Annotated in this window: 10 protein-coding genes and 2 pseudogenes; all 12 read right to left on the bottom strand. The window is 44.5% G+C overall.

The window, feature by feature from the left end; translation table 11 throughout:
* Positions 1 to 523 precede the first annotated feature (523 nt).
* The 12 genes and pseudogenes from IDH41_RS11065 to IDH41_RS11015 all read right to left on the bottom strand — a co-directional run bounded on the left by IDH41_RS11065 (position 524) and on the right by IDH41_RS11015 (position 14,232).
* A complete protein-coding gene (locus tag IDH41_RS11065; protein ID WP_190860950.1) occupies positions 524 to 1,384 on the bottom strand; it encodes an isochorismatase family protein in 861 nt (286 codons plus the stop codon).
* A gap of 355 nt (positions 1,385 to 1,739) precedes the next feature.
* On the bottom strand, positions 1,740 to 2,849 hold the full coding sequence (locus IDH41_RS11060) for an aminopeptidase (protein WP_190860948.1): 1,110 nt from the start codon (positions 2,847 to 2,849) through the stop codon (positions 1,740 to 1,742).
* A 466-nt stretch (positions 2,850 to 3,315) separates the two neighbouring features.
* Positions 3,316 to 3,609, bottom strand: a pseudogene (locus tag IDH41_RS11055) (phosphotransferase-like protein); the annotation flags it as partial.
* A gap of 185 nt (positions 3,610 to 3,794) precedes the next feature.
* Positions 3,795 to 5,441: an RNA polymerase sigma factor gene (locus tag IDH41_RS11050; RefSeq protein WP_190860946.1), complete on the bottom strand. Its 1,647-nt coding sequence runs from the start codon at positions 5,439 to 5,441 to the stop codon at positions 3,795 to 3,797.
* A 550-nt stretch (positions 5,442 to 5,991) separates the two neighbouring features.
* Positions 5,992 to 6,447 (bottom strand): annotated as a pseudogene (locus tag IDH41_RS11045) (IS110 family transposase); the annotation flags it as partial.
* A 180-nt stretch (positions 6,448 to 6,627) separates the two neighbouring features.
* Positions 6,628 to 7,017 (bottom strand): ankyrin repeat domain-containing protein, encoded by a 390-nt coding sequence (locus IDH41_RS11040; protein ID WP_190860944.1) that lies wholly within the window; start codon positions 7,015 to 7,017, stop codon positions 6,628 to 6,630.
* A 22-nt stretch (positions 7,018 to 7,039) separates the two neighbouring features.
* The gene (locus tag IDH41_RS11035) at positions 7,040 to 7,894 is read right to left on the bottom strand and encodes an ankyrin repeat domain-containing protein (protein WP_190860942.1); all 855 of its coding nucleotides are present in this window, start codon (positions 7,892 to 7,894) and stop codon (positions 7,040 to 7,042) included.
* A gap of 164 nt (positions 7,895 to 8,058) precedes the next feature.
* Entirely contained in the window at positions 8,059 to 8,760 is a 702-nt protein-coding gene (locus IDH41_RS11030) for a CTP synthase C-terminal region-related (seleno)protein (protein WP_190860940.1), read from the bottom strand.
* Between the two features lie 186 nt (positions 8,761 to 8,946).
* A complete protein-coding gene (locus tag IDH41_RS11025; RefSeq protein ID WP_190860938.1) occupies positions 8,947 to 9,861 on the bottom strand; it encodes a phosphotransferase in 915 nt (304 codons plus the stop codon).
* A gap of 514 nt (positions 9,862 to 10,375) precedes the next feature.
* Positions 10,376 to 10,471 carry a competence inhibitor ComI gene (comI, locus tag IDH41_RS31285; protein WP_219930283.1) on the bottom strand — a complete coding sequence of 32 codons (96 nt, stop codon included), beginning with the start codon at positions 10,469 to 10,471 and terminating at the stop codon, positions 10,376 to 10,378.
* Between the two features lie 372 nt (positions 10,472 to 10,843).
* Positions 10,844 to 11,836 carry a CapA family protein gene (locus IDH41_RS11020; protein WP_190860936.1) on the bottom strand — a complete coding sequence of 331 codons (993 nt, stop codon included), beginning with the start codon at positions 11,834 to 11,836 and terminating at the stop codon, positions 10,844 to 10,846.
* An 89-nt stretch (positions 11,837 to 11,925) separates the two neighbouring features.
* A complete protein-coding gene (locus tag IDH41_RS11015; protein ID WP_190860934.1) occupies positions 11,926 to 14,232 on the bottom strand; it encodes a helix-turn-helix domain-containing protein in 2,307 nt (768 codons plus the stop codon).
* Positions 14,233 to 14,270 lie beyond the last annotated feature (38 nt).

Raw genomic sequence — 14,270 nt, 5'->3', positions numbered from 1 at the left:
TCAATTTGATCTTAGTACCAAATTTATCGTTTTACAATATGGGGTAGTACCAGCTTGGCTGACACCAGGGGCAAAGCAGCTGTAATCATATTCCAGATTTAAATGAAAATAAGTTCCGGTTTTCGTGAGTATCGGAACTTCGATCCCCCCTCTGAGCTTCTTCAAGTGCTGGATTGAAGCGCGTTGCACACGAAAAGCAGCTTAGTTCTACTTTGTGAAGATGTAAAAAGAGCTGCCGCAGCAGCTCCTTCATCATTTTTAGCAATCTCTGTTCTGTGCTTTAACTTATAAGCGAAATATACTTTAATTTTGTTTTTTTTAAATAGTTTTATCTTTTTCTAGTACCTGGACATAGTTGACCATTTAATTCGAGAAAATTGTGTGCTTAACGCTTATCACTAGGACATCTGTGCAAAATACCCTATTTTGTGAATAAATGAAAAAGGACTTCATAATACCACATATTGGAATTATCCTGCCCTTTAGCTTAATGAAAAAAAAGCAGCTGTAGAATTCCAACCCACTAAGAGTTATCGAACGATTTCACCAGTTCAGAGGAGTCTATAGAATACCCCCACAATTTCTCAATTTGTTCGATGGCTACCTTAGTACGCCATAACCCTTTTACAGTTTCAGCCGATTCATATGTTGTCGTGCAATCTCGAACGATATTTGTCATGTATCCATAAGAATGCATATTCCGAATGCCGTAAGTGCTGCTTATAATGCATTCGTCCGTCTCGAATCCCATATAAAACAGCACTCTAATTCCCTTATTCCTGAGAAGGCGGTCAAATTGTTCTCTAGAGTATATGAGCAGATCTCCCTCTTGTGGCTCGACTTCAATTGGTATCCTAATTCGGTCGTAGACATGACCTTGCACATTCATCCAGGAGATATTAAACACATCGTCTCTGTGTCTGGATTTCCAGGTTTCCTGCCATTCTAATTCGGGAAATGCCGTGGTCTTCTCATCCCTACTCATTTCATAAATCTCCTGAACGTCAGCCATATGAGACCGCTCTTCCTCAGTCGTCGATATGTGCCACTGGGGGTAATGACTCAAAAACTGAGGATGATTGCAATGGAAAATCTGGATGCCCTGTTGTCGTAGTGAACGTACTACTGGCGTTATTTGATTGATAATGATCTCTTTCTTCCTTAACGCATGAGAAATACCTCTTTCCGTGCTTAACTCCAATCCTAAGGAATCAACGACAGGGCCGTCCTCCCACCCAAAGTTCCATAAATCCACGAGAGCAACTCCGATTTCCTCACTTCGAATTGTGAACCGAGATGATGAACGTACAAAGGTTGATTCCGTATATGGCATACCGGGTCGTGGTGATCTCGGGGTAAAATCTAAATCAATTTTAACTTCCATAACAAACACCTCTTGTATCGAAATTCGCGCGGCGGTAAACTGCTCCTGGATCGTTGAACTAAAGCTCTCCGTTTAGCTTAATCAAAAATCCCCATCAACATCGCCCTTGCCCTTAGTGGTTAGTCCTCTTGTTCTTTCGGTTCCTTCAGTGAATGGTGATTCAGCATGCCTAACCATATAGATGATAGTCTTCATATAATCCTCCTTGAATTGTTAACTTATTATATTGGCTTTGATTTCACATCAAGTGATAATCAAAGCCTGTGAATATTCCATCTCATAAATTATTCGCGAAGTCATTTAGCTAACATGCCAAATAGCTTAATAAGGCCGCCGATCGGTTTCCGCGGCAGCCTCATGCTGATGCTGGGTTTAATCCCTCAAGTTCTTTAGTAACGAAGTAACCATTTTCTCTTATTAGGACATCATCAAGCCATATTTGCCCACCGCCGTATTCTGCACGTTGATTACAGACGATATCCCAATGAATAGAAGATAGGTTTGAATCCTGACATTGAACGGCGGCACTGCCAATTGCCAAGTGAATACTACCCCAAATTTTTTCATCAAACAAAATATCGTTCATTGGCTCCCATATATATGGGTTTAGACCAATACCAAATTCACCTATATATCTTGCCCCCTCATCTATCTCTAATATCTCCAAGAGCTTCGCCGTGTCATTTGCTTTTGCATCAATAATTTTTCCATGTTCAAAGGTTAATACGATATTGTCGAATGTAGTCCCTCTAAAATTGACGGGAGTATTGAATTTAATCACTCCATTAATGGAATGTTTTATAGGAACGCTATAAACCTCACCGTCAGGCAGATTTTGTAGGCCAGCATCTTTTCTGACGGGCATTCCTTTAATGGACATCGTCAGATCAGTCCCTTCCCCCTTAATCCTCACTTTATCTGTTTTACTTAGAAGACTAACTAAAACATCCATTTGCTCTGATAATTTTGAATAATCTAGATTACACACGCTAAAGTAAAGATCCTCAAATTTTTCCGTTGACATCTTAGCGCGTTGCGCCGCAGCGGCATTAGGGTAACTCAGAATACACCATTTTGTTTTTGCCCATCTAGGTTCATGAACATGGTGATAATACACCTTCCAGTATTGATCAATTTTTTCTGAAGGAACATCGGATAGTTCACTGTCGTTGGCATCTGCTCTAATTAGCACATAAGCATCCATATCATTCATGCGGACAAAATCATATGATGCTAATCGTTCTAATTGTTCCGATGAACTATGCATCAATTGTGTTCGAAGAATATCCTGATCTGTGAATACTACAAAAGGATAAGCGCCTGCGTTATAAGCTTCTAAGACAATTGCTTTAGCTAATACGGTATCGTGGCCCTCTACTTCAATTAGCAACTTCTCTCCCTTTTGAAGATTTACAGAGTATGTAACAACGTTCCTCGCAAGTTGTTCTATTCTTAGGTCTTTCATAATATCCCTCCTGGAGTTGAATAATTCATATTATTAGACACATCAGATTGTTAAAAAGCCACATTATGAGTATTAGGGATATAGAATGTAAAAAGGAGCTACCCAAAAAGGCAGCTCCGATTAATCCTTGTTTGCTTTTTCAACAAGGTTTATTCGTACCGCATTCCTTGGTAACGGTAAAAAAGGGCGCACTAATCCCGTCTTTTAAATTACAGGATTAATAATGCATTTCCCTTACCATTACTGGAACACTGGCATGAATAATACCCCTTTCCATATATCCCCAACAATTTAAATATAAGCTTGTCTCACCAAATAATCAACAACTATTTATCTAAAATCATATCGTACCTAGGAAGCAGCTGAACAGGCTGCCGAAATGATCGGCTGCCTGTTGTTATTGCACTATCGTCTCCGTTAGCTTAACAGGACCGAGAACCGAATGACCCGAAGCGTGAATATGGTGCTAGCTACTGGATACGCCTTCTTTGATTTCCCCCTTAATTAACTTCTTAAAAGCAGTGTATTTTTTATTAGATTTTATAAAGTTTAATATCTCGTTGGCACACTCACTCGATCTCATTATTTCTGTATTGAATTCAAGATCATATTCATTAAAGCAATACACGTTATCGTATTGTGAACTTGCTAAACCAACCTCCCTGTCTCCTCTAAGTTGTTCTCTTCTAGCAAGTTCTTCCTTTGAACATTTAACTACTACGAATATGACAGGGTGATCCGAGAATAATTCAATACAAGTATTGAACCATTGGTCCTGTTAGCGAAGCGAGGCTGCCGATCTTGGGCATCTGTTCATTTGGATTATTCAATTCTTGTGCCCGTTAGTTCAATCTTCTGGATTTTCCCATTCCTCGTCTAATACCAGCTTACCTGTACGTCCCATTTTCTTTGTCGCTATGTTCAATTTCTTCTTCAGAACCCGACTTACTTGACCGGCCCCATCCAGGTTGAAATCGTCTTCTGCTGGTGCGGCAACGGCGGTTTCAACTTCCCGTTATCGATCAAATGCTTCAAAATATAAGCGACCAGCCGGCCTCCGCCGGTATTGCCTCTCACCATGTAAGCAAGCTGCGGCTCCAAATGCTTCGGCTGATTTTGCAGGAACAGCTTGAGCATTTTATCGTAGAGCTTGCCGACAGCAGGCGCATACAGAGCGGACAAATCCGGCATTGCCTTGTTCAACCGATCCAACGTTTGCGGAGAGTCGATCCAAACCGCATTGAACTTGTACCCCTCCTCCGTCTTGCGGATGTACCCCTTCTCCAGCAGGAACGAATATTGCTCGCTGTTCTCTTCGTTGTCGGGCAGTTCCCCTTGTTGGAACGCATGACAAATCTCGACATCCCGGTATTCCAGGAAACGCCAATCCACCTGGCGGTCGCTCCAGTACGTATTGAATTGCCACAAGTATAAGGGAGTGTCTTCGACATAGCGGAGCGACGGACCGAAGGTGACGTAACTACTCAAATCAAAACCCGGATCGGCATTGCGGCTCCGGTTCAACGCCGCATAGGCAATATACTGCCCTCCGTCCTTTCGCATTGGTGCGACCGCATCGAAGTTGTCGCCCGCCGGCATGCTCCGCCAAGATTGCTCCTCGACGTTCTTGGGCAGCAAGGTCCAGAGCAGGAAGTTATAGTCGCCGTCCGGAACGTACACTCCGCTATCCTCGACTTGCCGGCGAACTTCCATTAACGCGTCGAAATGAACATCGGCCACTTCGGCGGCGCAATCTTGCCAGAATTGATGACCGGCTACGACCAACTCGAAGAGGTCCCAGACGATGGTATTGCTTTGATATTTGCCGGGAGAGGTTTGGATGAGAAAATTGTAATCGGCCAGGTGCCGGACTTCGCCTTCCAGCAAAGACGGCGGCATTCCGAGCTCCTCCGCGATTTGATGTACGGTACGCGCCTTGTGATAAGCCGCGTAAACGATATTTTGCGCCAAGGCGCGTCCAAGAAAATCGTTGGTTTCGCCCAGTCTGCCGGCCGAACCGGAATGGCCCATTTCCCCCATGCTGACCGGATTGACACTCAAAGTTCCTGTTGCACGCATACGTTTCATCCCTTTCCTTAACTCCTTTTTGGCCTCGCTCAAATGCCACTTCACCGTGTTGACAGGAATGTTCAGAGCAATCGCGATATCGCCGATTTTAAGCTCGTCGTAGTAATGCATGACCACGATCCGGCGATGGATGTCGGACAGAAACGCGACTTCTCGGCGCAGCTCGCGGTAAGCTTCGGTTACCAGCAGCCGGTCAAGCGGCTCCCGGGAAGGGGCGGCCGACAGTTCAGACATGCCGTTGATTTCGATCGCTTGGGGAGCGTGCGCACGCTTTTTCAACCAATTCACCCAAGTGTATCGGGCAACCGTCCAAACGTAAGCCTCCAGGCATCTAATGTCCCGCACCCCGGAGAAGGATTTCAACAACTGCAGCATAATCTCCTGAGCCAGATCCTCCGCCTCCGCCCGCTGCTTGACCCGGTTCAACGCAAAACCGAAAATCGGTTTGACATAGCTCCGAATCGCTTCCGCCGCTTCTTTTCCGTTCTTCCCGATCGAATCCATCTTTCGCCTCCGCAGTTGCATCTGTAATTCCTGACAATCAAATAGTGTGCCAGGTGAAATAAAGGTTGGGATATTTTTTAAAAAAATTTGGACGTTGAACTCCCTCCGTACGATTCAGTTTTCTCACAAATGCTCGCTTATTCGCAGGATTTCGCCCGGTTGATAAAGGATGGAAGACAAGAAGGGGAACTCCGTGTCAGACTTTGGCAACATGAAAGCACACGGGAATAGAGGGGATATATGTTCCCCTAGATAATTCCCTTTACTGCACGCATTCTCCACGCCGCCCCTGGAGGTTATCACTCCCATGTCTCAACGGGTCTTTGCCCTCTCATTCCTTCGTTACGCCTGTCCAAGGGGTGGTGGCCGGTCTTGCTATCGTTACGGGTCGGTGCCCTTTGGTTCAATGCATCCGGTACTCCGTGCTTTCTTTTGAAATCCTGCGAATAAGCCAAAATTCGTACGACGAAACGGTTAAATGAAGCTTAAGCTGCTAGTTGAATTGGCATCGTTTTATGCGGATGGTATGCCTCGTTGCTACGAGCCATTCCAACTCAACCCAACGATGAATTTGGTTTTTAGCGCTTACGAGTCTCGTCACTACAGAATCTCGGTTAGAAAGAAAGACGCGCAGCTCTTCAAAAGCTTCTGGCGTGTTGCGAATGAATGAATAGTAACCATTTTTAACCATGTCTGCAATGACAAGAGCATCTTTTTTGTCGCTCTTCGATGGTGTATTGTCTCGGTTTTCCTTGTTCTTTTTCACGAGATGAGGATTAACAAGAACCACTTCAAAGGCTTCTTGCAACGATTGAATCCAGCGAAGAAGGATCTGGAAACCTTCTTCGTCATTAGAGAAAGATAGTGGATTGCCAATTGCGATCCCGCGAAAGTTTACTGCACGAGCGACATGCGTTTGTTGTGCAATGTCGATTCCGACGACGAGATGCTGAGGGGTAATTTTTTCAATGAGTTGATTTTGTCTGTCTTGGGCTTTAAACTTCATAGTAAAGCGTCCTCCTGGATGATGGGATTTTAAGGGCTATGACCCGTTGCGTACTCCCATCGTACCGAGGCGCTCTTCTTTTTGCAAAGCTGATAATTAACGCTCTACAGGAATGCTATCGTCTCCCGTTACCTTAACAAAGGCAGGATTAGAACAAATCGATCCAGCTTCGTAATATACTTATTGTCTTAAGAACTCAAGAACCTGAATAGAATCTTCTCCCCCAGCTTCAGCATGATTTATAAGTGGGATACCGTGCGGTCCAAGTGAATGTTTCAAATCAGGATTATCAGTAAGTACAGCTCTGACAATGTCGATCTTCCCTAACATAGCAGCTGCAAATAGATCCATGCGAGCCCCTTTACTTAAAAGAAAACTAGCAATGTCTTTTCTGCCCATATGAGCGGCAGCCCCTAAAGCAGTCTCCCAATCACCATTTCCCCAATCCCACGATGCATTTACCAGTCCTGGTTCTTGATCCAATAGCTGCTTAATTCGTTCTAAGTCACCATGAGCATTACCTACGAACTCTTGAACAAGTTCAGGATTGATAGTTTGTTTGTTCTCCATTAATAATCTCCTTTAATTTAAATTATTTTAAGAGTTCGGCTGACTCTGGATGCCCTTTTAAAATGGCTACTGTATATGCTGTTTCCCCATTATCATTTAAAGCGGTTTTGTCAGCATCATTTTCTAATAGAAGTTTAATGATCGATTCTCTGCCAAAGTATCCAGCAACATGAAGTGGAGTAAACCCTAAACGCCATTTCCCTTCACATTTAGCATTAATATCCGCTCCTTTAGCAATAAGAGTCCTTACAACATGCTCGTGATTCCCTGCGATCGCAGCGTGAATCGCCATGTTATTTAAGTTATTATCTTTGCTCCTAGCGTTCACTTCTGCGCCATGATCCAGTAAAAAATTTACGGTTTCCTCGTTACCAAAATGGGACGCTAACCCTAGGGGAGTAAAGCCATCATTACTATAGCTATGTAAAAAATCAGGAGATTTTTTCAATAACCTCTTCAGTTGGGGGATGTTTCCGATTGCTGATGCTTCAAAAACATTTAGTTCTGCACCATTACTTATAAGCAGCTCTTTAATCTCATTTGTTCGATAATAAGCGGACATGAGAACTGCTGTTTCTCCCTTGTCATTTCTTGCATTTACAAGCATCGAATCTTTATTTATTAGCTCAGCAACTTTTTCAAGATCGTTTATTTTTACAGCTTCAATCATTTCATTTTTTAGTTGATGAACATTATCTGCAAGACGCTGAGCTTTTATTAGCAGATCTTCTGATGATTTAATACCAGCATTAATGAAATGGGAAACTGCCCTAGAGCGATTTGATTCTAATCCCGATTCAATTAACAGATCGACAGCACGTAACGATAATTCATCTAAGCGGATAGATATAACTACACTCTGTTTTTTATTTTGCATAATGGTCTCCAATTGTAATTTTAATTACAAAATTACAATATCACAATTCCATTTTTTGTTCAACCATCCTGCCCAATAGCATAACGAGGCTGCACGCTTGATTCCGCGGCAGCCTAATGGTGTTATTTATTGAGCTCTCGTCTCCGTTAGCGTAACGAACTTTCTTATTCCGAGGAGGATGCTTTGCGAAGAAATGTTTTTATTAATGGATGAGTAATATTTTTCAGCGCCGAACGCTCAGGTTGAAATAAAGTCCCGATAAAAAAAGGATGTCGATCCAGTTCCATAATACGCACTTCGCCATCAAGGTCTACTCCGGCAACGCTTAAACCCGCATTTTCTAACCTGGAGCGATACTCCGAATTCAACCCGTAATTACAAATTCCATACTGTTCAACTATTTCAGGAGAGCCATAAAAATCTATCGTTTTTGAACCGGAGGCCAGCTTAAACGTATGCGTTTTTTCGCTAACCGAACAAGAGAGCGGAGCAACTAAAATCAACGAGGCGTCAGGATTTTCCTCGGCATGCTCTGCTGCAGTAAGTCCTACTACATTCCTTGCAAACTCAATGATCATATGTTGAAATCCACCGCACGTACCTAAAAAGGGAATCTGTTGCTCACGAGCAAACCGGATACCGTTGAGAGCTCCTTGCATGCTTCGGTAAGGACTGGCAGGGACGACCCAAATCGCATGATATTTAGATAACTTTTGTTCGAAATCCCGATCCAACGAAGGCGTTGGAACCCATTCGAAATTGAATTGAATACCCAGTTCATCTGCCGCCAATTGAATTGCTAGCGGTATAGCCACATGTGCTACAACATCCTCATCGTAATCCCCGATTAAACCGATACAATACACATCTAAACACCCTCTCCTCATTAAATAAAATAAAAATTGTAATCCAAGACTTGTATCAAGTCAAGAGCTTATATCCGTTATCCTGTCGTTTCTTCAACGAAAATAGCGCCCTATCGTATGACCGGCTGCCGTCTTGAAGATTGAACTATCGTATTCTTTAGCGTAATGACATTTTAATGACATTTCTTAATCAGCGAGAGCACGTTTTATGTTCGCTTTTGCCTCATCAACTAACCTCTCATCATTGTCATCAATTGCCTGCATCATTATCCCAGTTGGAATATACATGGCAATCAATCGAGCTAATATCTTCGTTTCTTCATCTACATCCCCATATACATTGAAAATGTCAGCACGCGCTTCCGGAGGTAAAAAGCTATACACAACATTCAAGTCACAAGCAGGATGTCCTATATTGACATCTCCCCAGTCAATAACCCCTGAAACTTTTCCATTTTTTTCTACCAGTATATTTTTAAAATGAAGGTCACCATGTAGGAATACGTGCTTTGGTTTCACTCTTTCAGTTCTGAGCTGTTCCAAATAATTCGTTATGGCATGATACTCTTCTTTACTAAAATGACGGGCAAGGTCGGTAATGCATTTATGCATTTTTTCCTTACGCAGCGCTATATCAGTCAGATTTCTATGGTCATGTTGAACTCCAATTTCTCGAGCTACTTTCACGGGGAATGCATGCAAACCTTTTAAAAATTGTGCGAGCGTTGTTGCTGAGAACGCACGTTGTTTGTCAGTTAAGCCGACTGGAAACTCCCCGGATAAATAGGGGTAGCCAAGGAACGGCATAGGATAATCATAGTCCCCTTCCCCAAAAAACATAGGTAAAGAATAGGCTATGGAAATATAATCTTTAAGCTTAGGTAATATCTTTCCTTCCATCCTTAAAGAACTAAGTGCAACTTTCCTTCTTGGAAAGCGAAATACATATTCAGCCCCGACAAGAAAAACAGTGTTATCCCAACCATGTCCTAGTTTTTTTACGCTTTTTGAAGCTAACTGTGGAAACTGATTGCTTATTAATTTATGAGCCAATTCTTCTGATACTTCCCATTCTGCATCCCATTGATTCGAACTTCCCATTCCCCTTTATCGACTCCCTCGCAAGCGCTTTTATTCGTCTAATCTGTTCGTTACTTCAACGATCAGAAGCAGGTCGCCGCGGCGCCTGCTCCAGTCATAATCATTTCACTATCGTACCCCTTAGCGTAACGCTCCTTCGAAAGACTGAGATCCACCAACTGCAAATAATGCAATCTTCTTGGCTTATTTGAGGTAAGACCAAGCCACCATAGCTGCTGCGACAAGAGCAACGCATGTTTCTTTAATATATCAAGACAAGGAGTTAACGAAAAATGAAAACTATTGCCATAGTTGGTGCATGAATATGGTCTTAGACGAAGATAACGCTTCTTTGAGCCGCTCACATACGATTTAAAAGCTTTTTCTGGTTCACTTCTTTTTCCAATTGTGTTATCATATTTTTAAAGAAGCCGAGTGCGGCTAACACTCGGCGAACAATCGGCTTGGATGGGGTATCCCTTCTTAGTTGAATAGGACTAAAAACCCACCTGGGCGCTCACCATAGGGTGGGTTTTTACTTTCTCTTGTTGTTTGAGTTGATGTATGTTAGTAGTGCAAGGATAAACGATCCAAACAGAAACATGATCGTTAAGGCATCCTTAACCTCCATGGCCTCACCTCCTTTCGAAGGGAAACCATGCCCACCCGAGATTCAATTGTCTTTCCCTATTATACCATCATCTACCTTGGGAATGAAGAACAAATGTTCCGGTTATGCACTCTGCTCAGTAAGCATTTCTGGTCGATCCTATTAACCAACTTTCCAACAATTTCTCAGTTTTTGAAAGGATCTGATCACAAGCCAGCAAGGGAAATTCGGGGTTTTCAGCATAACCAACAACTCGTGCTTGAGCCTGTCCCGAATTACGCGCAAAAAAATCTTCAATATCGCCGTTTTGGCGAAGATGAAGATTCTTTTCGGGAATGAACAGCCGCAGCCGGAATGTTACGAATTAAACTTGGGGACAGGGCCATTCCCTTTTTAAGCTTTGGGGGTCAAATCGACGTCGATCCGGAAAACGGCCCGCCCCTTTGCGCTACCCTGCTTGACGATCGTACGGAGCTTATGGACCTTCGTAATATCGGTCTTCCCGCTGCGGTCCTTCCGAATGGTCAGTGTCAAAATCATGCCGCGGAGCGTGTGTACGTTTCCGCGCAGCCGGTCCGAGATGAAGTTGCCGAGCGAATAGGCGGCGACCCGCGTGCGGACCTTGCCGTACCTGTCTTTCACTTTGCTCTTCGTGACGGGCTGAAGCACGTGAGGATGCGCGCCCAGCACCGCATTGGCGCCATGCCTCAGCAGCAGCCGGACAAGGCTCCGCTGCCTGTCGTTCGGGACGCGCTTAAATTCCTTTCCGAAGTGCAGACAGACGATAACGGCATCCGATTGTTTCTTCAACCGCCTTATATCCGCAATGATTTGCTTGTGCCTGATTCGATTCACGAGCCACGGCTCCGGAACCGGCAGCGAATTGGTCCCGTACGTGTAGGCGAGAATGCCGAGCTTGATTCCCTTGGCGCGAACGATGAGAAGCCGCCTCGATTCTTCGGGCGAGCGGGCAGTGCCCGTGTGGCGCAGGCCTTGCTTGTCGAGCACGCGCAACGTTCGCTTCAAGCCGGCCGGGCCGCCGTCCATGCAGTGATTGTTCGCCGTCGTCAGGACGTCGAAGCCAAGATGCTTCAGCGTCCGCGCGAGCTCATCCGGGCAATTGAACATCGGGTAGCCGATGCGGCTTTTCCGTTCGTATTTGTAACGCTTCCCCGCGCCTTGCTCGAACCAGCGCCTGCCGGAGAAGGTCGTCTCCAGGTTTCCGATCGTCACGTCCGGCTTCCTCAAATGGGGCGCTACCTTCGCGAACATTGGTCCGAATGCGTAGCTTTCCTTCTTCTTGGTGCGATCCGACCGCCTCGCCGACTCGATGATCGCCCCCCTCATCAGCAGGTCTCCGACCGCCGCCAACGTAATGGTTGCCATGTGCTGTTCCCCCTTTCGGCCTGTTCTATTACTGTATTCGCCGGAGAGGAAATCGTTCATGCCACTTAGGGCAGCGATTCAGACAGAACCTAGTTCATGTTCTCATGCTGCTCGCGAAACTGGGTTGGTGAAAGGCCCGTTGTTTTTTTGAATAGCGTGAAGAAATACGTCGTGTTTATAATACCGACTTTCTCGCTAATGACGGCAACGGATTCATTTGTGGAGAGCAGCAGCTTCTTCGCTTTTTCTATACGGATATTTTTTAAATAATCATTGAAAGACGTTTGTGTATGGCTACGGAATAGCTTGCCGAGATAACCCGGCGACAATTGAACCATTTGGGCGACCGTCTCAATGCCGAGATCGGGATTATGATAATGCTCCTGCAAATAGGCGCATACGGAATCAATCATGCTATCTGATCTGCCCGGCTGTTTTTTCTCGCCAAGCATTTGTATGAGCATACAGAATTTTCTAAGCTGCGACTGCACCTCTTCGAGCGTTTCGACATGTTGCAGCGCATGAACCGTAGTGTAGTATTCCTTGGAATGTTCCTGCATAATGGGCAGCGTTTCCTCAAAGTGGCGGTGCAGTGAGCCAAGAAGCTGGTTGGCGCATAAGAATGCCTGATAATAGTTCATGACTTGTAGCTGCTCAATAAATTGACTGAGCGTCTGCTCGATTTTTTCGGCATGACTCAGCCTTAGCGCTTCGATTAGTTTCTTCTCTGTCTGTGCAGGGTAGGCGTGGGACGAGTATGGCTTGTTTTGCAAAAGATTCGCCTGGATGACCGATTGTCGACCATAGAAGAAGCGGTATTTGACGTATTCATACGCTGACGCGAACGACTGCTGAATATCGTTACGGTCAGTCACCAAATTGCCTACCCCGAAAGAAACCGTAAAGTGGAAATAGCTGCGAATCACTTCTTGAACTTCCGTCAACGTAAGCAGAAGCTTGTCCGGATCAATCGGAGCTTCAGGAAGCATTAGAATGCCCATCGTTCGTTCATCCACTACGATCGATTCGTTAGGAGCATGCTTGGCAAGCAATTCGCTGCTAATGTTGTTAATTGAAAATCGATACAAACCTTGCTTGGTCTGATCGTTTTTCCGTTCAAATTCCTCGTAGCAGTCGATGGCAGCCACAACGACCATATAATAGGCGCTCGAGAATGCCTTGTTAATCGCTGAGTTGAGGATATGCGTCGATGAAAGATCCGCGTGCGTGCCGCGCAGCAGATGCTGCAAATAAGTCTTCTTCAACACCGGAAAAGACTGCTTTTGAGCCGTCTCTACCGTCATCGCCTGATCTACGACGTTCGTGAACGCCTCAGAGAGCAGAGAGAATTCGTTGCGATTTTTCTTTTCGTCCGAATAGACTCTCCCCGTGACGTCATTCACTTTGCCAATGAGCCGCCCAAGTGGGTTATACAGCTTATTTGTGGCGACATACGCAGTTAGGGCGCCGAGTGCTAGAATGGCAATTGCAACAAGCATCGTATACCCTCTTAAGGCAGCAATATCCTTTATCAGCTCATCATAGGGCTTGATGCTGACAAAGTACCAATTCATCTGGCTCGATTGAACGAAAGTTACCAGCTGGTTTCTGTCGTCGATGTTTGCTTTGAAGTGGCTGGATGATCCTTCATAATCCAGAATGCGCTGAATATAAGGCTGCTCGTCAAATCGTTTCATGAATTGGTTGGGGTCCGTATGGGATAAAACAAGCCCATTGCTATCCATGACGAAAACGTTGTCGCTGCCACTGCTGATCGACCGGATGGTTTTCAGAATGTATTTTTCATCCACGTGAATGAGAATAGCGCCTTTATCAGAGGACGTAAGCGCGTACTTGGGTCTTAATATAAAAGTAATCACATTCTCTACTGCTTTTGTGTTCATGGAATAGGATGGAAGGAGTTTTTGTGAGAAATAGCTCATATAGTCAAGCTCGGTCATACTCGTCAATTGCTTTTTCTCTTTATCATTCAACTCGTAAGGTGTTCCCGCCGTGCTTAAATAACGTTTCGTATTGTCATTGTAGATGCCTAAATGTTTGATGAAAGGGTACGTTGACTGAATGTCGGTCAAAATATTCATCGCTTCATGCTCCTGAACCCGGTCAAGATGCTTGTTCATCAATACCGTTATAATGCGGTGGTTGTTGAGCAAATGACTACCAATCGTTCCGACTTGCTCCTGTACGACATTAGAGGTATAGCTTGTCTGCTGCAGCATGGATATGACATGTTTGCCAATCGTTTGCTCGGTCTTGGATGCAAACATAAAGTAGAGCGTGCCGCTAACGGCTAGTACAGTCAAGGCAACGATTAGAACGAAATACATGAGCATTTTACGGTATACCGCATAACGAAAAAACGATTTTCCCCACATAAGATGTTGCCCCCTGATTCTTCCCGGTTCCGTTTAAA

Origin of the sequence: Paenibacillus arenilitoris, assembly GCF_014705655.1 — a bacterium.
Taxonomy (GTDB): Bacteria; Bacillota; Bacilli; order Paenibacillales; family Paenibacillaceae; genus Pristimantibacillus; species Pristimantibacillus arenilitoris.
The sequence above is the reverse complement of the archived record's forward strand: the minus strand, read 5'-3'. Positions and strand labels throughout refer to the sequence as shown.

Coding starts and splice junctions, on each gene's coding strand:
- IDH41_RS11020 (WP_190860936.1), bottom strand. CDS start 11,836: ATGGCAACCATTACGTTGGCGGCGGTCGGAGACCTGCTGATGAGGGGG.
- IDH41_RS11015 (WP_190860934.1), bottom strand. CDS start 14,232: ATGTGGGGAAAATCGTTTTTTCGTTATGCGGTATACCGTAAAATGCTC.
- comI (WP_219930283.1), bottom strand. CDS start 10,471: ATGGAGGTTAAGGATGCCTTAACGATCATGTTTCTGTTTGGATCGTTT.
- IDH41_RS11025 (WP_190860938.1), bottom strand. CDS start 9,861: ATGGGAAGTTCGAATCAATGGGATGCAGAATGGGAAGTATCAGAAGAA.
- IDH41_RS11060 (WP_190860948.1), bottom strand. CDS start 2,849: ATGAAAGACCTAAGAATAGAACAACTTGCGAGGAACGTTGTTACATAC.
- IDH41_RS11035 (WP_190860942.1), bottom strand. CDS start 7,894: ATGCAAAATAAAAAACAGAGTGTAGTTATATCTATCCGCTTAGATGAA.
- IDH41_RS11050 (WP_190860946.1), bottom strand. CDS start 5,441: ATGGATTCGATCGGGAAGAACGGAAAAGAAGCGGCGGAAGCGATTCGG.
- IDH41_RS11040 (WP_190860944.1), bottom strand. CDS start 7,017: ATGGAGAACAAACAAACTATCAATCCTGAACTTGTTCAAGAGTTCGTA.
- IDH41_RS11065 (WP_190860950.1), bottom strand. CDS start 1,384: ATGGAAGTTAAAATTGATTTAGATTTTACCCCGAGATCACCACGACCC.